20 protein-coding genes, 1 tRNA gene and 1 pseudogene are annotated in these 23,588 nt (G+C 71.2%); 14 read left to right on the forward strand and 8 right to left on the reverse strand.

What is annotated here, in order from left to right:
* The first annotated feature begins 4 nt into the window (after positions 1–4).
* Both OG285_RS03665 and OG285_RS03670 read left to right on the forward strand, forming a co-directional pair.
* Positions 5–772 (forward strand): CbtA family protein, encoded by a 768-nt coding sequence (locus tag OG285_RS03665; RefSeq protein ID WP_371790145.1) that lies wholly within the window; start codon positions 5–7, stop codon positions 770–772.
* A 358-nt stretch (positions 773–1,130) separates the two neighbouring features.
* Positions 1,131–2,558, forward strand: a complete 1,428-nt coding sequence (locus OG285_RS03670; protein WP_356834424.1) for an alkaline phosphatase family protein — start codon at positions 1,131–1,133, stop codon at positions 2,556–2,558.
* Positions 2,559–2,667: 109 nt separating this feature from the next.
* On the opposite strand, the gene OG285_RS03675 is transcribed toward OG285_RS03670, so the two are convergent.
* On the reverse strand, positions 2,668–3,186 hold the full coding sequence (locus OG285_RS03675; RefSeq protein ID WP_371790146.1) for an HD domain-containing protein: 519 nt from the start codon (positions 3,184–3,186) through the stop codon (positions 2,668–2,670).
* Between the two features lie 59 nt (positions 3,187–3,245).
* Between OG285_RS03675 and OG285_RS03680 the strand changes: the two genes are divergently transcribed.
* The 5 genes and pseudogenes from OG285_RS03680 to OG285_RS03700 form a co-directional block, all read left to right on the forward strand.
* Entirely contained in the window at positions 3,246–3,971 is a 726-nt protein-coding gene (locus OG285_RS03680) for a response regulator transcription factor (RefSeq protein ID WP_356834428.1), read from the forward strand.
* Entirely contained in the window at positions 3,958–6,042 is a 2,085-nt protein-coding gene (locus OG285_RS03685; protein ID WP_371790147.1) for a sensor histidine kinase, read from the forward strand. Before OG285_RS03680 ends, OG285_RS03685 begins: the two co-directional genes overlap by 14 nt.
* A gap of 144 nt (positions 6,043–6,186) precedes the next feature.
* Complete coding sequence (locus OG285_RS03690; protein WP_356834430.1) at positions 6,187–6,654, forward strand: LPXTG cell wall anchor domain-containing protein; 468 nt, start codon at positions 6,187–6,189, stop codon at positions 6,652–6,654.
* A gap of 133 nt (positions 6,655–6,787) precedes the next feature.
* A complete protein-coding gene (locus OG285_RS03695) occupies positions 6,788–7,444 on the forward strand; it encodes a class F sortase (RefSeq protein WP_356834432.1) in 657 nt (218 codons plus the stop codon).
* A gap of 272 nt (positions 7,445–7,716) precedes the next feature.
* Positions 7,717–8,154 (forward strand): annotated as a pseudogene (locus tag OG285_RS03700) (SPW repeat protein); the annotation flags it as partial.
* Positions 8,155–8,307: 153 nt separating this feature from the next.
* Here the strand turns inward: OG285_RS03700 and OG285_RS03705 are convergent.
* The 4 genes from OG285_RS03705 to OG285_RS03720 form a co-directional block, all read right to left on the reverse strand.
* Positions 8,308–8,392, reverse strand: a tRNA-Leu gene (locus tag OG285_RS03705).
* A gap of 230 nt (positions 8,393–8,622) precedes the next feature.
* Complete coding sequence (locus tag OG285_RS03710) at positions 8,623–10,164, reverse strand: aldehyde dehydrogenase family protein (protein WP_371790148.1); 1,542 nt, start codon at positions 10,162–10,164, stop codon at positions 8,623–8,625.
* 271 nt (positions 10,165–10,435) lie between these two features.
* Positions 10,436–11,113 carry a GntR family transcriptional regulator gene (locus OG285_RS03715; protein WP_371790149.1) on the reverse strand — a complete coding sequence of 226 codons (678 nt, stop codon included), beginning with the start codon at positions 11,111–11,113 and terminating at the stop codon, positions 10,436–10,438.
* A 154-nt stretch (positions 11,114–11,267) separates the two neighbouring features.
* Positions 11,268–12,206, reverse strand: a complete 939-nt coding sequence (locus tag OG285_RS03720) for a beta-ketoacyl-ACP synthase III (protein ID WP_356830935.1) — start codon at positions 12,204–12,206, stop codon at positions 11,268–11,270.
* A gap of 278 nt (positions 12,207–12,484) precedes the next feature.
* On the opposite strand from OG285_RS03720, the gene fdhD reads away from it, so the two are divergent.
* The gene (fdhD, locus tag OG285_RS03725) at positions 12,485–13,345 is read left to right on the forward strand and encodes a formate dehydrogenase accessory sulfurtransferase FdhD (RefSeq protein WP_371790150.1); all 861 of its coding nucleotides are present in this window, start codon (positions 12,485–12,487) and stop codon (positions 13,343–13,345) included.
* 99 nt (positions 13,346–13,444) lie between these two features.
* Positions 13,445–14,101, forward strand: coding sequence for a hypothetical protein (locus OG285_RS03730; protein ID WP_371790151.1), 657 nt, complete (start codon positions 13,445–13,447; stop codon positions 14,099–14,101).
* 93 nt (positions 14,102–14,194) lie between these two features.
* Here OG285_RS03730 and OG285_RS03735 read toward each other — a convergent pair whose 3' ends face one another.
* The gene (locus OG285_RS03735) at positions 14,195–14,662 is read right to left on the reverse strand and encodes a MarR family winged helix-turn-helix transcriptional regulator (protein WP_356830941.1); all 468 of its coding nucleotides are present in this window, start codon (positions 14,660–14,662) and stop codon (positions 14,195–14,197) included.
* 83 nt (positions 14,663–14,745) lie between these two features.
* On the opposite strand from OG285_RS03735, the gene OG285_RS03740 reads away from it, so the two are divergent.
* Positions 14,746–15,672, forward strand: coding sequence for a zinc-binding alcohol dehydrogenase family protein (locus OG285_RS03740; RefSeq protein WP_371790152.1), 927 nt, complete (start codon positions 14,746–14,748; stop codon positions 15,670–15,672).
* On the opposite strand, the gene OG285_RS03745 is transcribed toward OG285_RS03740, so the two are convergent.
* On the reverse strand, positions 15,662–16,684 hold the full coding sequence (locus OG285_RS03745) for a bile acid:sodium symporter family protein (protein WP_371790153.1): 1,023 nt from the start codon (positions 16,682–16,684) through the stop codon (positions 15,662–15,664). The two genes, OG285_RS03740 and OG285_RS03745, sit on opposite strands and share 11 nt — an antisense overlap.
* A gap of 119 nt (positions 16,685–16,803) precedes the next feature.
* Between OG285_RS03745 and OG285_RS03750 the strand changes: the two genes are divergently transcribed.
* Positions 16,804–17,670 (forward strand): LysR substrate-binding domain-containing protein, encoded by an 867-nt coding sequence (locus OG285_RS03750; RefSeq protein ID WP_356830947.1) that lies wholly within the window; start codon positions 16,804–16,806, stop codon positions 17,668–17,670.
* 21 nt (positions 17,671–17,691) lie between these two features.
* On the opposite strand, the gene OG285_RS03755 is transcribed toward OG285_RS03750, so the two are convergent.
* Positions 17,692–18,681: an Lrp/AsnC family transcriptional regulator gene (locus tag OG285_RS03755; RefSeq protein ID WP_356830949.1), complete on the reverse strand. Its 990-nt coding sequence runs from the start codon at positions 18,679–18,681 to the stop codon at positions 17,692–17,694.
* A 141-nt stretch (positions 18,682–18,822) separates the two neighbouring features.
* Between OG285_RS03755 and OG285_RS03760 the strand changes: the two genes are divergently transcribed.
* From OG285_RS03760 to OG285_RS03770, 3 genes are all read left to right on the forward strand, one after another.
* Positions 18,823–20,322 (forward strand): MFS transporter, encoded by a 1,500-nt coding sequence (locus OG285_RS03760; protein ID WP_371790154.1) that lies wholly within the window; start codon positions 18,823–18,825, stop codon positions 20,320–20,322.
* 447 nt (positions 20,323–20,769) lie between these two features.
* Positions 20,770–22,590: an AMP-dependent synthetase/ligase gene (locus OG285_RS03765; protein WP_356830953.1), complete on the forward strand. Its 1,821-nt coding sequence runs from the start codon at positions 20,770–20,772 to the stop codon at positions 22,588–22,590.
* 100 nt (positions 22,591–22,690) lie between these two features.
* Complete coding sequence (locus OG285_RS03770) at positions 22,691–23,527, forward strand: aldo/keto reductase (RefSeq protein WP_356830955.1); 837 nt, start codon at positions 22,691–22,693, stop codon at positions 23,525–23,527.
* Positions 23,528–23,588: the final 61 nt, after the last annotated feature.

The following is a 23,588-nucleotide window of genomic DNA, read 5'->3' on the forward strand; positions in this document are numbered from 1 at the left end:
TCTCATGAACTCCATATCCATACGCGCCCTGCTCGTCCGCGGCATGCTGGCCGGCCTCGCCGCCGGTGTGCTGGCGCTGGTCGTCGCCTATCTGCTCGGTGAGCCGCGGGTGGACTCGGCCATCGCCTTCGAGGACGCGCACAGCCACGAGCACGAGATGGAGGTGGTCAGCCGCTCCCTCCAGTCGACAGCCGGCCTGGCCACCGGTGTGCTCGTCTTCGGCGTCGCGGTCGGCGGCATCGCCGCCCTCGCGTTCTGCTTCGCACTCGGCCGTACCGGCAGGTTCGGCCCCCGGGCGACAGCCGTGCTGGTGTCGGCCGGCGCCCTGATCGCCGTGTACGTCGTGCCGTTCCTCAAGTACCCGGCCAACCCGCCGTCCGTCGGCGACCCCGGCACCATCGGCAAACGCACCACGCTGTACTTCCTGATGATGGTCCTCAGCGTGCTGCTCGCCGTCGCCGCCGTGATCCTCGGCAAGCGGCTCGCGCCCCGGCTGGGCAACTGGAACGCCACTGTGTCGGCGGGCGCCGCTTTCCTCGTGGTGGTCGGACTCGCCTATGAGTTCCTGCCCGCCATCAACGAGGTGCCCAAGGACTTCCCGGCCACTCTGCTCTGGCAGTTCCGGCTCTCGGCACTCGCCATCCAGCTCACCCTGTGGACCGGGTTCGGCATGATCTTCGGCCACCTCGCCGAGCGTCATCTCCTGCCGCGGACAGCTCCGGCACACGACGCGGACGGCACGACGGCGCGGACGACGGCCCCCGTCAGCTGACCAACTGCGCGTGCGCCACCGGCTGTGGGCGCACCCACAGCTGTGCGTGCGTCAACTGCCGTGGCGGGCACCACCGGCAGCGCGTGCACCACGAGCTGCCGACCGGCACCGGCCTCCCCCACTGGCACGCTGATGCACTGACGGCTTCGCCTCCGTATCCCGGAGACCACGGATCCCGCCCGGACCACATCCGGGCGGGATCCGTCCGTGTGCGAACACAAGGTTCTGGCTTGGCCAACCCCTTGCCACTCATTGTCCACGTGTTCACCGTTTCACCCCTCTGCTCCTCACCGGCTGCCCGCAAGAGTTTCCGGAGGGCCCTGAAAGGGGCCCGTCCGAGCTTGAGAAGGGGATGTTCATGGCCGAGTTGACGCGACGCAGACTCCTTGGCTCAGCGGCAGGCGCGGTCGGCGGTGCGGCCGCACTGTCGCTGCTTCCGCCCAGCGTGCAGAAGGCGGTCGCGGCCGGGCCGCCGCGCCACGGCTCCCTGCGCGACATCGAACACGTCGTCATGCTGATGCAGGAGAACCGCTCGTTCGACCACTACTTCGGCACACTGTCCGGCGTACGCGGCTTCAGCGATCCACAGGCGCAGAAGCTGGCCAACGGCAAGCCGGTCTTCTACCAGCCCGACACCGTGAATCCGAAGGGCTATCTGCTCCCGTTCCACCTGGACACGCACACGTCGAGCGCCCAGGCCATCCCGTCCACCAGCCACGCCTGGTCCGTACAGCACGAGGCGTGGAACGGCGGCCGGATGGACCAGTGGCTCCCCGCCCACCGCAAGGCCGACGGGCTCAACGGCCCCTACGTCATGGGCTACTACACGCGGGAGGACATTCCCTTCCAGTTCGCGCTGGCGGAGACCTTCACCATCTGCGACAACTACTTCTGCTCGGTGTTCGGGCCCACCTGGCCGAACCGGCTGTACTGGATGACGGGCACACTCGACCCGAACGGGACCCAGGGCGGCCCGATCCTGAACAACACCGCCCCCACGCCGTACCGCTGGACGACCTACGCGGAGCGGCTGCAGGCGGCGGGCGTCAGCTGGAAGGTCTACCAGCAGGACGACGACTACGGGTGCAACATGCTGGAGAACTTCCAGTCCTTCAAGGACGCCAAGCCCGGTGACGAGCTGTACGAACGCGGAGTGCGCCCGCAGCCGGAAGGCACGTTCGAGGACGACGCCCGCAACGACCGGCTGCCTGCCGTCTCCTGGATCATGCCAACGAGCTACCAGTCCGAACACCCGGACTACCTGCCGGCGGCGGGCGCGGACTTCGTGGCTCAGAAGATCGAGGCCATCGCGTCCAATCCGAAGGTGTGGGCGAAGACCGCCTTCATCCTCAACTACGACGAGAACGACGGCCTGTTCGACCACGTGGCGCCCCCCACCCCGAAGCCCGGCACGGCGGACGAGTTCGTCCAGGGGCTGCCGATCGGCGGCGGCTTCCGGGTCCCCGCGATCATCGTGTCGCCCTGGACCGTGGGTGGCTGGGTCGCGGGCGAGCGCTTCGACCACACGTCGGCGCTCCAGTTCCTGGAGCGGTTCACTGGGGTACGGGAACCCAACATCACCCAGTGGCGCCGCCGCACCTTCGGCGATCTGACCTCGGCCTTCCGCTTCTCCGACGCCCACCGCCGCCCGCCGCACCTGCCGGAGGACACGGCTGAACAGCTGGAGCAGGCAAAGGAGGAGGTGGCCACGCTCCCGAAGCCGACACTGCCGGGCGCCGACCAGAGCTTCCCACGACAGGAACGGGGGCACCGGCCGCGTACCTGAGCCCCGCCGGCTGTGGCGCCTGCGGGCGTTCTGCCCGCAGGTGTTCCGTCGCTCGGGCCATGGGCGGGGGCCCACCCCGGCCATGGCAGCTGGGCGGACCGGGGTGGAGTCAGCCGAGCCCCAACAACTCCCGCATCCGCGCGTACTTGGCCGTGAGGCGTTCCCTGGTCGGTGCGTCCAGTACGGACAGCCGCCGCGGGTCGGCGTTGTGGGCGAGGTCGGCTTCCTTGATCAGCAGCGCCCCCGGCACCGCGAGGATCCGGGCCGCGTAAGCCTCCGGGCTCTCCCCCGTCCGCTTGGTCATGGCGAACACCATGTCCTTGACACCGCGCGGCAGCGGCGCCCCCTCCAGCCAGTCCGCGCTCAGCGCGTCGTCCTCGACCGAGTCGTGCAGCCAGGCCGCGGCGATCTGGTCGTCGGTGCCGCCCCGTACCGCGACTCCCTCCGCGACCGCCGCCAGGTGCACGGTGTACGGCTGCCCCGCCTTGTCGGTCTGCTCGGCGTGCACCCGGCGGGCGAGCGCCTCTACCTCGGGCAGGCTCAGGCGGCCGCCCGGCTCCCCCGAAACGGAGGACAGCGCGGCCGGTACGTCCCGGGCCGGCTGTCCGGCCCTCTCCCAGTTCCCCATGCGGCCCCATGGTAGGCGGCGGCCGTCGGGGGTTTCCGAACTCATCTACGATCAGCGACGTGTGCGCACATGTCATCGTCGCTGAAGACGACGAGAAACAGGCCGAGCTGGTACGCCGATACCTCGAACGCGAAGGGCACGCGGTCACCGTCGTGGGTGACGGCCTCGCTGCTCTGGAGGAGGTACGGCAGAGGACACCGGACCTCCTGGTCCTGGATGTGATGATGCCGCGCGCCGACGGCCTGGACGTCGTACGGGTGCTGCGCGCGGAGTCACGGGAGCTGCCGGTGCTGATGCTGACGGCCCGTACCACCGAGGACGATCTGCTGCTCGGGCTCGATCTGGGCGCCGACGACTACATGACCAAGCCCTACAGCCCAAGGGAGCTGATGGCGCGGGTCCGCACCCTGCTCCGCCGCTCGCAGCGGTCCGGGGGTGCGGCGCCCGCCGCCGATCCGCTGCTGTCGGTGGGCGCGCTGGTCATCGACCCGGCGCGGCACTCGGTGTCGGTCGGCGGCCGGGAGGTCGACTGCACGCCGGGCGAGTTCCGGGTGCTGGCCGCGATGGCCGCCGAGCCCGACCGGGTCTTCACCCGGCAGCAGCTGCTGGCCGAACTGCACGGCTTCGACCGGTACATCAGCAACCGCACGGTCGACGTACACGTCATGAACCTGCGCAAGAAGATCGAGACGGCCCCGCGCAGACCGGCCCGGCTGCTCACCGTGTTCGGTGTCGGCTACAAACTGACCGATCCGGCGAAGGGCGCCCACCTTGCGTCGCAGTAAGAGGCGGAGCCGGCAGCCGTCGGGGCCTTCCGGTCCCGTGGGGCAGCCGGAGCTTGTACGGCGGATCCGGCTGCCGCTGCGCAAGAGTCTGCTCGGCCGGCTCCTGGCGGTGTCGGCGCTGGTGGCAGCGTGCTCGGTGATGGCGACCGCCTGGCTCGCCGCACAGACCACATCCGGTGCGATCAAGCAGGAGCAGGGCCAGAACCTCACCGCCGACACCCGCATCTACAACACCCTGCTCGGCTACGCGGCCGCGCATCCCCGCTGGGACGGCGTCGAGGCGACGGTGCGCGACCTGGCCCGGCAGTCCGGCCGGCGGATCGCCCTGACCACCGAGAACCACCAACTCGTCGCCGACTCCGCGACCCAGAAGCAGCCCCCGGCGCTGCCACCCCAGGTTTCAGCGGTCGTCGACCCGCTCTCCATGGACACCACGCTGGCTGCGCGGAGTGCCACCAAGAACGACACCTCGGCCGACCGGATCGATCCACGGGCCGTCGGGCCGTTCCGGCTGCCCGCGCCGGAGCGCAGGACGCTCAGACACGCCGCCGACCACGCCGTGGCCTGCCTCGGCAGCCTCGGGATCGCGTCGGACGTGGTGGAGGGGCCGAGTGGCCGCCCCCGTATCCAGGCGGTCGGCAACGACCCGGACCGCACCCAGGGGACCAGGTGCGAAACGGAGGCGCTGGACGCGCCCACCCCCACCGAGCAGAAGGCGCTCACCGCGCTCAACCACCTGGCGGACGCCTGCCTGGACCGCCAGCACCGCGACGCGGTTCATCTGAGCCTGAACCTCTCCTGGAACGAGGCCGCGGTGCCCGTGGCCAAGAGGGCCGCGAGCGCCGTGGCCGACCAGCCCGCTCCCATTCCCACTCCCTCTGCCGCCCAGCCCAGTCCCGTGCCACCGAGCGTCCGCAACAGCGACGACGACCGGGCCATCGCGTCCTGCGTCGGCACCGCGCGCCGCGAACAGCTCAGCTCGTACGTCGCGTCGCCCGCCCTGCTGTTCATCGGCGACCAGGGCAGGGCCACGGTCCCCGGCTTCAACCTCTCGCCGGCCAACACCGCCCGTATCGCGGGGGTCGCCGCACTCGTCCTCGCCCTCACGGTCGGCGCGTCCGTGCTCGCCGGGGCCCGGCTGGTCCGCCCGCTCCACGCGCTCACCAACGCCGCGCAGCGGATGCGGGACAGCGGAAGTTCGGAGCCGGTCGAGGTCACAACCGACAACGAGATAGGGCGACTCGCGGCCACGTTCAACGACATGTCGGCGCACCGCGCACGTCTTGAGGAGCAGCGCAAGGCGATGGTCAGCGATGTCGCGCACGAGCTGCGCACGCCGCTCAGCAATATCCGCGGCTGGCTGGAGGCCGCACAGGACGGCCTGGCCGAACCGGATCCCGCCTTCGTCTCCTCGCTCCTGGAGGAGGCCGTGCAGCTGCAGCACATCATCGACGACCTCCAGGACCTCTCGGCTGCCGACGCGGGGGCGCTGCGGCTGCACGTGGAGCCGGTACGGATCCAGGACCTGCTGGGCCAGGTCGCGTCGGCCCACCAGGCGCGCGCGGAGACCGCGGGGGTGACGCTGACAGTGAGCGGCGCCCCACCGGCAGCCCCCGCGCTGGTCCTGGCGGCCGACCCGGTCCGGCTGCGGCAGGCGGTGGGCAATCTGGTCTCCAACGCGGTGCGCCACACACCGGCGGGCGGACAGGTCACGCTGCGGGTACGGGGCGGTACGCCCGGTCAGGCCGCGGGCCGGGCCGCCGAGGCGGCCTTCACGGAGGCCGTGTTGGAGGTGGCCGACACCGGCACCGGCATCCCCGCCGAGTACCTTCCGTACGTCTTCGACCGCTTCTGGCGTGCCGAGAAGTCACGTAATCGCCGCACGGGCGGCAGCGGCCTGGGCCTGGCGATCGTCCGCAAACTCGCCGAGGCGCACGGCGGCACCGTGAGTGCGGCCAGTACGGAGGGGGAGGGCTCGGTCTTCACCCTCAGACTGCCGCTGCGACGACCGGAGCCGGCAACGGACAGGGACGAGCCGGCGGCCGGGGGGAACGCAGAGCCCGGCGGCTGAAACCTCGGCGCCCTCGCCCTGATCCCATGACCACAGCGTCCTGACAGCTTCCTCATAACTGCTTGCCAGTCTGTCGCTGTGCCCGGCGCCTGCTGCGAACCGCAACCAGGAATCACCAAGGCCGGGCTGGAACTGGAGCTGTTCATGTCCCCACGTCTGTCCCTGCGTACCGCTTTGCTCGCCGCCGTAGCGGTCGGCACGGTGATCGTCCCGTCGACCGCCGCCTTCGCGTCCGACAGCCCCAAGCCCGTCGCCCCCAAGGCCGAGCCGTCCGCGGCGCCGTCCGCCGGCAAGGCCAAGTCCAAGCAGCCGACCGTGGTCCCCTCCGCCCGCAGGGCCGAGGCAGCCAAGCGGGCCGCGCAGGCCCCGCAGGGCGCCGTGGCCGCGGGCGACAAGCCCGCCCCGGCGCCCCGGCCCGCCACGCGTGTCCCGAGCGCCCGGGCCGCCCAGCCGGTCGTCGCCCCGCGCGGCGCCGTCGCCGCGGGTGAGCGCCCGGCCGGGACCGGCAGCGACACCACCGCCCTGATCGGCTCGGCCGCCGGGGCCGTCCTTCTCGCGGGCGCCGGCACGGTCGTGCTGCGCCGCCGCTCCGCCGCACAGCGCAACGGCTGACACACCCCCAGCAGTGGCGCCGTCCGTCACCGGGCGGCGCCACTGCCTGCGTCTCGCGTCCTCACCCGTGTCCGCCGTGTACTCAGTCAGCCCCACGCTTCTCTCCCGTAGCCCTGAACGTCCTGGAGCCCTCATGCCCCGTACGCACCAGCCGATATGGCGATCCGCCGCACTGCCCGCAGCAGCCGTCTGCCTCACCCTGGCGGCGCTCACGGGCTGTTCGTCCGGGTCCTCGGACTCAGCGGGGCACAAGCCCGCCGGCACGGCGAGTACGGCGTCGGGCTCCGACGCCGGCAAGAGCACCGAGACCGATACCAAAACAGACACGAAGACGGACACGAAGCAGCCCGCGCCCCCGACGGATGTGTCGATCCCGTCGATCGGGGTGACCAGTTCGCTGCTGCGGCTCGGACTCAACGCGGACCGCACGGTCGAGGTCCCGCCGGCGGACAAGGGCATGACGGCCGGCTGGTACACGGGGAGCGCCACCCCCGGCGAAAAGGGCGCCGCCGTACTGATCGGCCACAACGACACCCGCTTCGGCAAAGCCGTCTTCCACGACCTCAGGAAGATCCACAAGGGCGCGGACATCGCCGTCCGCAACACGCTCGGAAAGACAGCCCACTTCACGGTCACCGGCACGGAGAGCGTCAGCAAGAAGACGTTCCCGACCGACAAGGTCTACGGCAAGACCACGGACCGCGCCCTGCGCCTGATCACATGCGACGGATCGTTCGACGCGCAGGGACACCCGGTGAACAACCTGATCGTCTACGCCACCTTGCGCTGACGGGACCATTGACGGAGCCCGCCGACCGAGTCCGCTGCAGGAGCTCGCCGACCGGGCCCGTACAGCACGCACGAGAGAGGGGCCCGCTGCTCGCCATGGGTGCGAGACAGCGGGCCCCTCTCGGCGTCGTTGCCAGGTGGGGCCAGGACCACCAGAAATCCCGGGCGCTTTATCTTCTCTATACAAAACACGCAAACAGGGGCAAACTGGAACGTGCGCGGCTTGGCCGTGCACACGCGGTCGGACTTGCAGCGAAGAAGGAGGCGAGTCGCATGGCCGACGTCTCACACACAAGAGGCGATCTAGCAACCCACCCCGACGTCCCCGAAATGCGGGCTCGGTACGACCGAATGCTCGGCGGGCGCGATGTGGCGCTCGTGGACGGGCCGGTGTTTCTCGTCGGTGTGTACTGCGCGGTGTCCGCGTGGGTGATCCACTTCTCGAGCACCCAGTCGGCGCTGACGACGCACAACCTCATCATGGGCATCGCGATTGCCCTGCTGGGTCTCGGGTTCACCATCATGCCGGAGCGGATGTACGGCCTCAGCTGGGCCATGGTCGTGATGGGCGCCTGGCTGGTCGTTGCCCCATGGATCGTGGGCAGCCATCCGGACAAGGGGATCATCTGGAGCAACGCGGTCATCGGTGGCGTCACCGCCCTACTCGGTTTGGTGTGCACCGTAGTAGCGGCCAAACGCAGTCGCACCGCCCACGCCCGCGCCGTGAGTTCCGGCGGAGCGAGCCGCCTCAGTCGCGCAGGCCGACCCGACCGCACCGACTGATGTGACGTCCAGGAAGAACAAGAGACGGGTGGTGCGGACCGGATATCCGGTCCGCACCACCCGTCTCTTGTCTGTTCGAAGTGTCCGAGGGGGGACTTGAACCCCCACGCCCGATAAAGGGCACTAGCACCTCAAGCTAGCGCGTCTGCCATTCCGCCACCCGGACAAGGTGTCTGTCGGCCACGGCTTTGTTCCCCGCGGCGACAAGGACAACAATACCAGGGGTTCGCGGTCGCCTTCACCCGTGTTTACCGTGGTCAGCGGCTGGCCCCGGACGGCCGCCGGGGTGCTTCGGCCCCGTGTTCCCGGCGGCGGTACCACGCGTAGCCGAGCGCGCACGGCCAGTCCCCGGCGCCGTCGTACGGGGGCCAGTTCCCGGCACCGTCTGCCGGGCCGTCACGGCATGAGCTGGTACTCCGGGAAGTTGCCCGGCGCCCTCTCCCCCGCCGGCCCCTCCGTCACCGCGTGGACCAGCAGTTCGCCGCCCACGAAGGCGCCGCGCCACGACGCGCCGTGGCCGCCGAAGAGTTCGTCGCGGTCGCCGCGCGACCGGGGCTTGGAGTTGCCGACCTTGAAGGCCCGGATCTGCGGGGCCAGCCGGTCGTACGTCTTCGGGTCGTCCGTCGACAGGGTGGCGACCAGTGCCCCGTTGGAGGCGTTCATGGCGGCCAGCAGTTCTGCCTCGGTATCGACCAGCACGATCGTGTCGACCGGGCCGAAGGGCTCCGCGTGGAAGAGCGGGGAGGACGGCGGCGGATTGAGCAGCGTGACCGGCGGCAGGTAGGCACCGGTGTCCTGCCCGGCCAGGAAGCGGCCCTCCGCGAGGCTTCCCCGGTACAGCGGGATCGCACCGCGGTCGATGGCCTCGGCCACCTGACCGTCCAGTTCCTTGGCCTTGGCCGAGTTGATCAGCGGCCCGAAATCCAGCTCCGGGAAGGGATCGGACGGGTTCTCCACGGCCAGCGGGTGGCCCGTACGGATGGAGCGCACGGCGGGCAGGTACGCCGCCAGGAACGCGTCGAACGCGCTGCGCTGGACCACGAACCTGGGATAGGCCGTGCAGCGCTGCTTCCCGTAGTCGAAGAGCTTGGGGATCACCGCGGAAAGTGCGGGCCAGTCCGTGAAGTTCCAGAAGCCCCAGGTGTTGAGTCCCTCCTGTTCGAGGATGTGCCGCTTGCCGAGGTCGGCCACGGCGGTGGCGATCCTCGCCCCGGTGTCCCGGCCGCCCACGAACGAGACGCAGCCGATCTCCGGGGAGCGGACCAGGGCCTCGGAGAGTTCGCCGCCGCTGCCGCTGACCAGGGTGACCGGGATGCCCTCGCGGGCCGCGAGTGCGCACGCCAGCGTCAGACAGGCGACACCGCCGTCGGTCGGGGCCTTGGCGATGACCGCGTTCCCGGCCAGGGCCTGCACCAGCATCGCGTGGACCAGCACCGACATCGGATAGTTCCAGCTCGCGATGTTGGAGACCGGGCCTTCGAGCGGGGTACGGCCCGCGACCATCGCCTCGATGCCTTCCGCGTACCAGCGCACACCGTCGATGGCGCGGTCGACATCGGCCGTGGCCAGCCGCCAGGGCTTGCCGATCTCCCAGACCAGGAGGAGCGCCATCAGCTCGCGGTGCTCGGTGAGCGCGTCGAGCGTGGCGCAGACCCGGGCCCGGCGCTCGGGCAGCGGGACGTGGCGCCAGGCGCGGTGCTGGTCGAGGGAGGCGCGTACGGCCTGCTGGGCGGTGGGGGCGTCCAGGCGCGGCGGGCCCGCGATGCGGCTGCCGTCGACCGGACTGGTCGCGGGCAGCACGCGCCCGTCGGCCTGCCACGCACCGTTCCAGAGGTTCAGTACACGGTCGTCCCTGAACGCCTCGGGTGCCACGTCGCGGCAGCGCTGCCAGGCGTCGGCCCAGGAGGTTCCGGACTTGAGGGTGAGGGTGGGCGCCATCGGTGGGTCTCCGCTCAGCTGGGGCGGGGCATGTGGTGGCATTCCTGGCACGCGACCCGGCGCGCGGAAGACCGCCCTCTCGGCCCGGACCCGGCGGGCCGGACTTGCCGGGCTGGGCTTACGGGTCCGTCACGCCGGGACGGTCGGGTCCGATGACACGGGTGCCCGTTCTGTGAGCGTACGCCGCGAGGACCACCACGTCGTGTGCAGATCACCACGGCGAGTGACGCCACCGGGGCGTCGACCGCCACCCCACCGTGCACCCGGGCGATCAGCCGTTCTCGCGCCGGTGGCAGATCGCGCGGGTGTGCTCGGTGTGCGCCCGCATGACCTCGGTCGCCGCCTTCTCGTCCCGTGCCGAGATCGCCGCGATCAGCGCACGGTGCTCGATCCAGGACTGCGTGCCGCGCTGCCGGGCGACCGGCTGGTAGTACCAGCGCACCCGGCGGTCCACCTGCCCCGCCAGTTCCGCCAGAACGACGTTGCCGGCCAGTTCCATCACCTTGGCGTGGAACTCGGCGTTGGCCGCCACCGCGAGGTCCGGGTCGTCGTCCGCGACGGCCCGCTCGCCCTTCTCGCACAGCTTCTCCAGCGCGGCGACCCCCGCGGACCCGGACCCGGCCGCGGCCAGCCGGGCGGCCTCCGCCTCCAGGAGCGTGCGGACCGAAAGCAGCTGGTCGGCCTCCTGTTCGGTGGGCTCGTGGACGAACGCGCCCTGCGCGGGGCGCAGATCGACCCATCCCTCGGTGTTGAGCCGTTGCAGTGCTTCACGCACCGGCTGGCGGGACACCCCGAGGTGACCGGCGAGTTCACTCTCGACCAGGTGCTGGCCCGGCGACAGCGCCCGCGTGGTGATGAGTTCGAGCAGCGTCTCGTACACCCGCTCCCGCAGCGGTCCCGGCCGCTCCAGCCTCGGTACGGCCCCTTGCGACAGTCCTGTGGACAACATCACGGTCCCCCTTGCGGCCCGCCTGGGCCGGCGGTGCGTCGGCGGCGGGTCGGCGGTCGGCGTGGAGCAATTGGTTATCGTCTACAGTCTACGAGCGCGCGGACCATGGCCGAAGTGCCCGGCCGGCGGTGGCCGGTCAGCCGTACGCCGTCCGTCACGGACAGCGGACCACCTGCCCCGCGTACGAGAGGTTTCCTCCGAACCCGAAGAGCAGGACCGGCGCGCCGGACGGGATCTCCCTCCGCTCCACCAGCTTGGACAGGGCCATCGGGATGCTGGCGGCCGACGTGTTGCCGGAATCGACCACATCACGGGCGATCACTGCGTTCACGGCGCCGATCTTCGCGGCGACGGGCTCGATGATCCGCAGGTTGGCCTGGTGCAGCACGACGGCGGCCAGTTCCTCCGGAGTGACCCCCGCCTTCTCGCAGACCTTGCGGGCGATCGGCGGCAGCTGGGTGGTGGCCCAGCGGTAGACGGACTGGCCCTCCTGGGCGAAGCGAGGCGGTGTCCCCTCGATCCGTACGGCGTTGCCCATCGCGGGGACCGATCCCCACAGCACCGGGCCGATGCCGTCCTCCTCGCAGGCCTCGACCACGGCGGCGCCCGCACCGTCCCCCACCAGGACACAGGTGGAGCGGTCGGTCCAGTCGGCGATCTCGGCCATCTTGTCGGCGCCGATCACCAGTGCGCGCTCGGCGGATCCGGCCCGTACCGCGTGGTCGGCGATGGCCAGGGCATGGGTGAAGCCCGAGCAGACGACGTTGACGTCCATGGTCGCGGGCGAGGCCATGCCCAGCTTGGCAGCCACACGCGCGGCCATGTTGGGCGAGCGGTCGATCGCCGTGGAGGTCGCGACGAGGACCAGGTCGATCTCGCCCGGCGCCCGCCCGGCAGCGGCGAGGGCCTTGGCTCCGGCCTGGGCAGCGAGTTCGTCGACGGGCTCCTCGGGTCCGGCGATGTGGCGGGTCTTGATGCCCACCCGGGTCCGGATCCATTCGTCACTGGTGTCGACAAGGGCGGCTACATCGTCATTGGTGAGAACCTTGGCCGGCTGGTAATGGCCGAGTGCGGCGATGCGTGTTCCGGTCATGCCCGGGACCCCTCTGCTGCTGATGTCAGGAGCCCTCCAGTCTCGTCAGCGACTCACGGGTACGACGGCACGTAAAGCACCAAGATTCGGGCGCTCCTCTTGGAGGCTTCGGATCACTTCCGGGCGCCTGGCGGGCAACGGCCGCGCGTACGGGAAGCGCCGCACCCCCTGTCAGCCGGATGTCCGGTGCCGTTGCCAGGTCGCCCGCCCGGTCCGGGAGAATGGGACCGTCGAGGTCACCTCGCCGCAGCACCGATCGAAGAGTAGGACTGATTCCCATGGGCCGGGTCACCGAACGCCGCCGCATCATCCGCATCCGGGACGGAGCGGTGACCACCCGGCCCGACACCCTGGTGGCCGAGGAGCCGCTGGAGATCCGGCTGAACGGCAAGGCCCTCGCCATCACCATGCGCACCCCGGGCGACGACTTCGCCCTCGCCGCGGGATTCCTGGTCAGCGAGGGCGTGCTCGGTTCGGCGGAGGAGCTCCAGTCGATCGTGTACTGCGCGGGGGCCACCGCCGACGGCTCGAACACGTACAACGTGGTGGACGTCAGGCTGGCTCCGGGCGTCGAGCTGCCCGACATCACGCTGGAACGCAACGTCTACACCACCTCCTCGTGCGGGCTCTGCGGCAAGGCGAGCCTGGACGCGGTCCGCACCACCGCGCGCTTCCCGATCGCCGACACCCCGCCGGTCAGGGTGGAACCCCATGTGCTCGCCGTCCTCCCCGACCGGCTGCGGGCGGCGCAGCAGGTGTTCGACCGCACCGGTGGACTGCACGCGGCGGCGCTCTTCACGCCGGAGGGCGAACTGCTCGACGTACGGGAGGACGTGGGCCGCCACAACGCGGTGGACAAGCTCGTCGGCCGGGCCCTGCAGAGCGGCCTGCTCCCGCTCTCGCAGGTCGTTCTCCTGGTCTCGGGCCGGGCCTCCTTCGAACTGGCCCAGAAAGCGGTGATGGCGGGCATCCCGGTCCTCGCGGCCGTGTCCGCCCCTTCCTCGCTGGCCGTCGATCTGGCCGCCGAGTCCGGCCTGACCCTGGTCGGTTTCCTCCGCGGTTCCTCCATGAACGTCTACGCCGGCGACGAGCGGATCGCCCTGCGCTCCGGGGTGCAGGGCCCTTCGTCCGGAGCATGACGGGCTCCCCGGGTCTGATCCGGACGGAAAACCGGCCGCCCCGGTGAGCGGCTGCGGCCGCTGTTCCCTGCGCCGTGCGGCGGCAGTACGGTCAGGAGCATGACCCGTCAGCCGTCCGCAGCCCAGCGCCGGGCGATCCGCACCGCCGACGCCGAGTCCGGACTTCTCCAGGGCGCCGCGTCGGCCCTGGCCTCGCTGGTCACCCAGGGTCTCGCGCTGCGCCACCCGCGCCCCCCGCACCGGCACTACCTGACACCGGCCGGACAGCGGATGCGGGAGCGGCTGGCCGCCGAGCCGGTCAGGCTGGTCCCGCCGCCGGATCCGGACCCCGCACCGGCGCCGGGCCCTGCGGCCGGGGAGCCACCCGTCGTGTTCCACGCCCGCACCGCCACCGGAAGCGCCGGGAGCGCCGGGGACATCTCAGCGGAACCGGACCCCGTGCGGGAGCGTGAGGTGCGCAGCGCGTGGGCCGGCCTGGTCGAGATGCGCCGGGTCAGCAACCCCGACCGCTCGGTGGACCGGCCGTGCGCCTGGGAGCGTACGCATCTGACGCAGGCCGCCGCGCTCGCGCTGGAGGCGGGCTGCTGCCGCGGCTATCTGGTGAGCGAGTCCGCGCAGCCCGAGGCGGTCCGGGTGGACGGGCCGGACTCCTGGGCGTACGCCGAGACGCTGGCGCGTGCGGGCTGGCAGACCTCGGCGCATGCGGACCGGCGGGCGGGCGCGGCCTATCTGCTGGCCTCGCCCCGGCGCGTCTGACCGCACGGCATTCCCCGCCGCGTCCGGCGCACGGTTCTCCCCCGCCGCGTCCGGCGGCACGGTTCTCCCCCGGCCCGCCGGAGCGACCCGCCGTCACCTCTCCTGGGTGTCCGGGCTGTCCGTCGCGTGCACGATCCGGGCGAGCAGCGCCGTGAGCTGGGCCCGTTCGGCGGGATCGAGCGGGGCGAGCAGTTCGTCGTTGGCGGCGTCGCCCAGCTCCTCCAGGCGGTGCAGTGCGGTGCGTCCCGGGGGCGAGATGGTGATCGCGTTCTTGCGCCGGTCGGCGGGGTCGGCCGTGCGGGTGACGAGGTCCTTGGCCTGGAGTTCGTTGAGCACCGTGACCATGTCCTTGGGGTCGATGCGCACCGTGCGGCCCAGCTCCGCCTGGGACACGGGTCCGAGCGCGGCGACGGCCGTCAGCACCACGTGGTGCGGCATCCGCATCCCCTCCCCCGCGAACGAATCGGCGAGCAGCCGGTGGCCGCGGGCCGCGGCGCGGCCGAGCAGCCAGCTGGGCAGAGCGGTGATCCGGGCAAGCGCGGGAGGGGGGACGGCAGTCATGAGGGAACCCTAGCGCGAAACCATTGGGGCTCCCAATGAAAACCAGATACCGTTGGGGCTCCCCATGACATCTGGAGGTACCCGTGCGCCGTGTTCGGTACGACAGGAACGGCGGGCCCGGCGTGCTGTACCTGGAGGACGTCCCGGCGCCCGAAGCCGGGCCCGGCGAACTCCTGGTGCACTCGGAAGCGATCGGGGTGACCCTGCCGGCCGTACGGAAAGTGCGCGAGGCCGGCGCACCCGCACCCCTGGGCGGGGAGATCGCGGGCACGGTCGTTGCGGTCGGCGCCGGGGTCACCGGCTTCGCCGCGGGCGACCGGGTGACCGGGCTCTGCTTCGCCGACTCCTACGCGGACCTCGCCGTGCTGGCCGAGCCGTTCGCCACCGGGATCCCGGAGCACGCGAGCGCGGTGGACGCCGTGGCCCTGGTGCGCAGCGGACTGGTGGCGCGGGGCGCGCTGCGTGCCGCCCGGCCCCGCCCCGGCGAATCGGTGCTGGTGACGGCCGCCGCGAGCGGTGTCGGCCATCTCGCGCTCCAGCTCGCCCGGCTGGACGGCGCCGCGCGGGTGGTCGCCGCCACCGGGTCGTCGGATAAGTCGGAGTTCCTGCGCGGACTCGGCGCCGACGCGGTGGTGACGTACGGCGAAGCGGACTGGGGCGAGCCGGTGGACGTGGTCGTGGACGGGGTCGGCGGAGCGCTGCTCGCTCCGGCGGTCGCGGCCCTCGCGCCGAACGGACGGCTGGTCGCCTTCAGCTCGGGCGGCGGCACCCTTCAGGCGTACGACCTGCTGGCCGGCGCCAAGTCGGTCATCGGATTCCAGATGGCGCTCATCGCGAGGAACCATCCCGAGCTGTACGCGAGGTGGTGCGCCGAACTCTGGGAGCTGCACCGCACCGGGCTGCTGCGGACCGCCGTACACGCCGAGGTCCCGCTGGAGGACGCCGCGCGGGCCCACCGGTTCATCGAGTCCCGCGCCAACCTCGGCAAGGTGGTGCTGGTCACCGCGTAGCGGTCGCGGACAGAACCGGCGTCTCCACCTCTTCGTGCAGCGGGTCCCGCGAGCGGCGCTTGGCGATCACCGCGCAGACCATCAGCTGCATCTGGTGGAAGAGCATCAGTGGCAGCACGGCCAGCGAGGCCTGCGCACCGAACAGCACGCTCGCCATGGGCAGTCCGGCCGCCAGGCTCTTCTTCGACCCGGCGAACTGGATGGCGATCCGGTCGCCGCGGTCGAAGCCGAGCCGCTTGGCCCCGTACCAGCTCAGGGTGAGCATGACGGCAAGCAGCACCGCCTCGACCCCCAGCAGCCCCAGCAGCCGGACGAAGCTCACCTGGTGCCAGACGCCACGCACCATGCCCTCGCTGAACGCGGTGTAGACGACCAGCAGGATCGACCCGCGGTCGACATAGCCGAGGACCTTCTTGTGCCGTACGAGGAAACCGCTCACCCAGCGGCGCAGCAACTGCCCCGCCAGGAACGGCACCAGGAGTTGCAGCACGATCTTCAGCAGGGAGTCGGCGGAGAAACCGCCCCCGCTGTTGCCCAGCACCAGCGCCGCGAGCACCGGCGTCACCACGATGCCGGCGAGTGAGGAGAAGGAACCGGCGCAGATCGCCGCCGGTACGTTGCCGCGGGCGATCGAGGTGAAGGCGATCGACGACTGGATGGTGGACGGCACCAGGCAGAGGAAGAGCAGCCCGTTGTAGAGCGGGGGCGTCAGTACGAACGGCACGACGCCCTTCGCCGCGAGACCGAGCAGCGGAAACGCGATGAAAGTGCAGGCCAGGACCGTGATATGGAGCCGCCAGTGCTTCAGCCCCTCGACCGCCTCGGCGGTCGAGAGCCGGGCTCCGTAGAGGAAGAAGAGCAGCGCCACCGCCCCGGTGGACGCACCCCCGGCCACGTCGGCCGCCGTGCCACGGGCCGGCAGCAGCGCCGCCACCGCGACGGTGCCGATCAGCGCCAGGATGTACGGATCGATCGGCAGCCAGGACGGAAACTGCAACTTTCGGCGGCTCATGGTCTCCACTTGCTCTCAGGGTTCCGAAGGTGCCCTGCCTATCGTCCACGGGATTCCCATCATCGGGAATCCTGCATACCACTCTGACTGACATCACGGTGCGCGATAACCTCGGGCGCATGTACGAACCGGCGCAGTTGCGCACCTTTCTCACCGTGTCGCAGACCCTGAGCTTCACCCAGGCAGCCCACCGCCTCGGGATTCGCCAGTCGACGGTGAGCCAGCATGTCCGCCGGCTGGAGGACGCGACGGGCCGGATGCTGTTCACCCGGGACACCCACAGCGTGGAGCTGACCGAGGACGGCGAGGCGATGCTCGGCTTCGCCCGGACGATCCTCCAGGGGCACGAGCGGGCGGCGGCCTTCTTCGCGGGCACCAGGCCGCGCGGCAGGCTGCGGTTCGGGGCGTCGGAGGACTTCGTACTGACCCGGCTGCCGGAGATCCTGGAGTCCTTCCGCACCGAGCACCCCGAGGTCGATCTGGAACTCACCGTCGGCATCTCCGGCACCCTGCACGAGCAGCTGGCGGCGGGCTCGCTCGACCTGGTGCTCGCCAAGCGGCGCGCCGGACACACCCACGGCGAGCTGGTCTGGCGCTCCGCCCTGACCTGGATCGGCGCCCCCCGGCTGCGCATCGACCCCGAACGCCCGCTCCCGCTGATCCTCTTCCCGCCGCCCGGCATCACCCGCGCCCGAGCGCTGGAGGTGCTGGAGGAGGACGGCCGCGCCTGGCGCATCGCCTGTACGAGCACCAGCCTCAGCGGACTGATCGCGGCGGCCCGCGCGGGCCTCGGCATCATGGCGCACACCCGCGGCCTGATCCCGCCCGGCCTCACCCAGATCCCGGCCAGGGCCGGGCTGCCCGACCTCGGTGACGTGGACTTCGTCCTGCTGCACGGCCGGGCGGGCGGAAGCGCCGAGGAGGCCGCCGACGCCCTGGCATCGGCGATCCTGGGGGGCGCCGACCGGCTGCACCATCAGCTCTAGAACCTGCCGGGTCAGTCCCGTCTAGGAGAGCGTGCGGCCGGTGAGCCCCTCCTCGTACGTGAGCTGCTTGACCCGGCGCAGCATCGGTGTGCACTCCACGTGCTGGACCCCTTCCAGCAGCCCGAGGCGCGCGCTCACATACGCGTACAGCTCCGGGGTGTCGCGGCAGACCACCACCGCGAACAGGTTGCACGGCCCCGAGACGGCGCTCGCGGTGGCCACTTCCCGGTGGGTCGCCAGCGCCCGCCCGACGGAGTCCAGGGCGGAAGGGGCAGCGGTGATCCACAGCAGGGCCGCGATGCCGTACCCGAACTGCTCGGAGTCGAACTGCACGTCGATGAAGAGCGTGCCGGAGCCCAGCAGCTGGTCGAGTCTGCGGCGCACCGCCGATTCCGAACGGCCGGTCGCCTTGCGGAGTTCGGCGAAGGTGGCACGGCCGTCGCGTTCGAGCGCGGTGACCAGCGGCTCGTCCTCCGCGGTGATTCCGGCCCCGTCCGTCCGCCCCGTCCCGGGCGGACGGAGCGCCGTCACCTGCGCGTCGGTGAGGGCGCGGCTCTTCGCGAGCCAGCCCGCCGGGCCGCCGTAGAAGCGGTGCAGCAGCTGGTGAGCCCTGATCTCGGTGATGCTCGGGGTGCGCGGCAGCTTCCCGAGGAGCAGCGCCTCGTGTTCGCCCCGGGTGCGCGCGCTCGTCTGGCCGACCACCTCCGTACCGCCCGATGTGAGTCCGATCCAGGCCGTGTCGGGGCGGCGGGCCAGCGCCCTGGCGATCGAATCTGCGGCGTCGGGCGCGCAGCGCAGCCGGAGCATCCAGGTGTCCTGGCCGAGACTCGCCGCGTCGCGCACCCCGACCACGCGCATCCCGCCCTCGGTGTGCAGCCGCCGGTACCGGCGGGCGACCGTCTGGTCGGAGACGCCGAGTACGGCCGCGAGCCGGCTGAAAGAGACCCGTGCGTTGACTTCGAGCCCGTGCAGCAGCTGGAGGTCGAGCTCGTCGAAGTCAGGTGATTCCACGGATTCTCGCCTCCTGATGTCGGGTTCCGGCGAATATCCGGCCGCGGTTAGGGGATCTCGCCGTCCACCGCCGATCGTACGGGGGTCCGGAAGCGGTCCGGACAGCCGGCCGTGGAACACGGCGCACAGGGAGAAGAACGAATGCGTAAGTGGGGGCCGCTCATAGCGGTCTGTCTGGGCACCTTCATGCTGCTGCTCGATGTGACGATCGTGATCGTGGCGCTGCCCGACATGGCGGGTTCGCTGAAGGCGTCGCTCTCCGATCTCCAGTGGGTGATCGACATCTACGCGCTCGCGCTGGCCGCGCTGCTGCTGGGCGCGGGGGCGGCGGCCGACGTCACCGGGCGGCGCAGGCTGTACGCGGCGGGCACCGCGCTGTTCGCGCTGGCCTCACTGGCCTGCGGCCTCTCGACGAGCCCGGCAATGCTCATCGCGATGCGCGGGCTCCAGGGGGTGGGGGGCGCCGCCATGTTCGCGACGACCCTCTCGCTGCTCGGCGCCGCCTACCAGGGACGGGACCGCGGCGTCGCGCTCGGGGTGTGGGGTGCGGTGAGCGGCGCCGCCGCGGCGATCGGTCCGGTGCTCGGCGGGGTGCTGACGCAGACGCTGGACTGGCGGTGGATCTTCTTCGTCAATCTGCCGGTGAGTGCGGCGGCGATCTGGATCACGCTGCGTACGGTCACCGAGTCGCAGCGGCAGGCGGACCGCAGGGTCGACTGGGCCGGCACCGTGGCCTTCGCGGTGTTCGCCGGGGCCCTGACCTTCGCCGTGGTGCGCGCGGACACCGTGGGCTGGGCCTCCGGCCGTACCGGGGCCGCTGTGGCCGTCGCCGTGGTGGCGCTGGCCGCGTTCGTGGTCGTCGAACGGCGCGCCGCCCATCCGCTGCTCGATCTGGGGCTGCTGCGCCGCCCGTCGTTCGCCGTGGTGATGGTGGGCGCGCTGGCCTTCAACGCGGCCGCCTTCGGCGTGCTCCCCTACACCTCGATCTGGCTCCAGACCCTGCTCGGGATGAGTCCGGTACGGGCGGGGCTCGCCGTACTGCCGCTGGCCGTGGCCTCGTTCGTGGTGGCGGCCGTCGGTGGCCGGCTGCTGCACGGCAGGTCGCCCCGGCTGGTGATCGGCGGCGGGCTGGTCCTCATCGGCGCCGGGGCACTGGCCGAGGCCACGCTGGACGCCGGATCGGACTGGACGGGCCTTTCGGCCGGGCTGGTACTGGCCGGGATCGGGGTCGGTCTGGTGTCGCCCGCGCTCGCGGGCGCGGCGCTCGCCTCCGTACCGCCGCGCAACGCCGGGATGGCGGGCGGCGCGGTCAACACCTTCCGCCAGCTCGGGTTCGCGCTGGGCGTCGCGGTGTTCGGCACCGTGCTCACCTCCCGGATGGAGGGGACGCTGCCCGGCCCCTCCGGGCAGGCGCACACCGCCGCCCATGTCCTGGCGGGCGGCGGGGCGTCCGCGCTGCGCTCCCGGATCCCGGATGCCACGCTGCACGGCGCCTTCGCGTCGGGGCTCAACGGCGCCGCACTCGTCGCGGGCATCCTGGGCCTGGTCGCCGGGATCGCGGTACTGGCCTTCCTGCGGCCCGCTCCGGCCGAGCGGCCGCCGGTGCGTACCGAGGAGCCGGTGGGCGCCGCGTCCCGGTGAGATGTGCTCATGACGACGTACCGGTGACGATGCGCCGGTGCCGGTGACAGTGACGATGGACCGAGGGTGTCCGCACGGATCGTGCGGGCGCCCTCTGCGTTTCCCCGGCGTCCCGTGGCGCCCTGCGATCACAGGGGGATCACGGGGACGTCACAGGAGACTGCCGCCCGCGGAACGCCCGGCCCCGCACGACCTCCGCAGGTCACAGGGGTTGAGCGGCCTCCGTGCCTTCTCCGTACAGATTCGGTGGAGATTCCGTCTCGCGGAACTTACCGTTCAGTCAGGAGGGTGCCCAACGCTTCACCATGTGGGTAGATTTCGCCTGCCGGGCCTCTGCGGAGCCCCGCGATACCCCCACAAACCGGTCACCGGAACCCTCTCCCGCCGGATCTCGCGTTGGGGTAGCGTCACGGCGCTGTGCGGAGCGTCACATAGGAGCAGGTCATTTTGCGCGAGTTCACTGTCCCACCCATAGTGACGGCGCCCCAGGTCGGCGGACTGGCGGACGTCGTGTTCGATCACGCCGAAGACGATCCCCACCGGCCTGCCCTCGGCCGGAAGGAGGACGGGCGCTGGTACGACATGTCGTCCGGAGAGTTCCGGGATCAGGTGCTCGCGCTCGCCAAGGGGTTGCTTGCCGACGGGGTGCGGTTCGGCGACCGGGTGGCGATCATGTGCCGGACCCGCTACGAGTGGACGCTCTTCGACTTCGCGCTCTGGTCCGTGGGCGCCCAGCCGGTGCCCGTGTACCCGACCTCCTCCGCCGAGCAGGTCTTCTGGATGCTGTACGACTCCGAGGTCAGCGCGTGCATGGTGGAGCACGAGGACCACGCCATGACCATCGGCTCGGTGATCGACCGGCTGCCCGCACTGCGCAGGCTCTGGCAGCTGGACGCGGGCGCGCTGGACGAACTCCTCGAAGCGGGCGCCGGCATCGACGACGAGGTGGTGCACCGCCACCGGCGGGCCGTGACCCCTGACTCGGTCGCCACCGTCATCTACACCTCCGGCACCACGGGCCGCCCCAAGGGCTGTGTGATCACCCACGCCAATCTGATGTACGAGGCCGACACCATGGTCGCCCGCTGGGAGCCGGTGTTCCGCTCCAAGCGCGGCGAGACCTCGTCCACCCTGCTCTTCCTGCCGCTCGCCCATGTCTTCGGCAGGATGGTCGAGGTCGCCGCCGTACGCGGCCGGGTGAAGCTCGGCCACCAGCCCGAGCTCGCGGCCCGTGCGCTGCTGCCCGATCTGGCCGCCTTCCGGCCGACGTTCATCCTCGCCGTGCCCTACATCTTCGAGAAGGTCTTCAACGCGGCGCGCCGCAAGGCCGAGACCGAGGGGAAGGCAGGCCCGTTCGACAAGGCCGTCGAGGTGGCGGTGCGCCATGCGGAGGCCATGGAGCACAAGGCGTTCGGGGTGGGTCCGGGCCCCTCGGCGAGCCTGCGGATGCAGCACCAGTTCTTCGAGAAGGTCGTCTACGCGAAGGTGCGCGAGGCGATGGGGGGCCGGGTGCGGCACGCGATGTCAGGCGGCTCGGGGATGGACCGGCGGCTCGGTCTGTTCTACGAGGGCGCCGGTATCTCGATCTACGAGGGCTACGGACTCACCGAGTCGACGGCGGCGGCCACCGCCAACCCGCCCGAGCGCACCCGCTACGGCACGGTCGGCCAGCCCATCCCCGGCGCCACCGTGTACATCGCCGACGACGGCGAGGTGTGGGTGCGCGGCCGGAACGTGTTCGGCGGGTACCTCAACTCTTCCAAGGCCACCGACGGCGTACTCCACGACGGCTGGCTCTCCACCGGCGACCTGGGATCGCTGGACGACGACGGCTATCTCACGATCACCGGCCGCAAGAAGGAGATCCTGGTGACCTCCGGCGGCAAGAGCGTCTCGCCGACCGGTCTGGAGGAGCGTGTACGGGGCCATCCTCTGGTCGCGCAGTGCCTGGTCGTGGGCAACGACCGGCCGTACGTCGCCGCGCTCGTCACGCTCGACCAGGAGGCGGTCGCGCACTGGCTCTCCCTCCACGGAAAACCGCAGATGACCCCGGCCGCCCTGGTGCGCGATCCGGATCTGGAGACGGAGGTCCGGCGGTCCGTGGTGGCGGCGAACACCCTGGTCTCGCAGGCCGAGTCGATCCGGACGTTCCGGATCCTCGCCCATCAGTTCTCCGAGGAGCACGGCCTGCTCACCCCGTCGCTGAAACTCAAGCGCAAGGCGATCGAGACGGCGTACAGCGAAGAGGTCGAGGCGCTTTACCGCTGAGACCTCCTTGGGGGAATGGGCAGCGGCATGTGATCGTTGTCCAGGGGCGTATCAACCGATGACGTACTCACCATCACGCACCAAAAGGAGTCGACCGCTCGTGAGCAAGGTCCCCTTCATCACCCTCAACAACGGCACCCGGATGCCGCAGCTCGGCTTCGGGGTCTGGCAGGTCGCCGACGACGAGGCCACGAAGGCCGTCGGCACCGCGCTGGAAGCCGGATACCGCAGCATCGACACCGCTGCGATATACGGCAACGAGGAGGGCACAGGGAAGGCGCTCGCCGCGTCGGGCATCGCCCGTGACGAACTCTTCGTCACCACGAAGCTGTGGAATTCCGAACAGGGTTACGACTCGACCCTGCGCGCCTTCGACACCTCGCTCTCCAAGCTGGGCCTGGACTACGTCGACCTGTATCTGATCCACTGGCCGGTCCCCTCCAAGGACGCCTACGTGGACACGTACAAGGCCTTCGAGAAGATCCACGCCGACGGCCGCGCGAAGACCATCGGGGTCTCCAACTTCCTTCCGGAGCACCTGAAGCGCCTGCTGGGCGAGACCTCTGTGGTCCCGGCCCTCAACCAGATCGAGCTCCACCCGCACCTGCAGCAGGCCGAGTCGCGCGCCTTCCACACGGAGCACGGCATCCACACGGAAGCCTGGTCCCCCCTCGGCCAGGGCAAGGGGCTGCTGGAGGTCCCGACCGTGGTCGCCATCGCGCAGAAGCACGGCCGCAGCGCCGCCCAGGTGGTGCTGCGCTGGCATCTGCAGACCGGCAACGTGGTCATCCCGAAGTCCGTGACACCGTCGCGGATCAAGGAGAACATCGACGTCTTCGGCTTCGAGCTGGACGCCGACGACCTGGCGGCCATCGCCGCACTCGACGAGGGCAAGCGGCTGGGGGCCGACCCGGCCACCATGGCCATCGGCGCCTGATCCCTGCCGCCCCGCGTATCCGGGCCCGGGCCCAGCCGTCCGGGCCCGGGCACCCGTAGCG

Origin of the sequence: Streptomyces sp. NBC_01471, from assembly GCF_041438865.1 — a bacterium.
Lineage (GTDB): Bacteria > Actinomycetota > Actinomycetes > Streptomycetales > Streptomycetaceae > Streptomyces.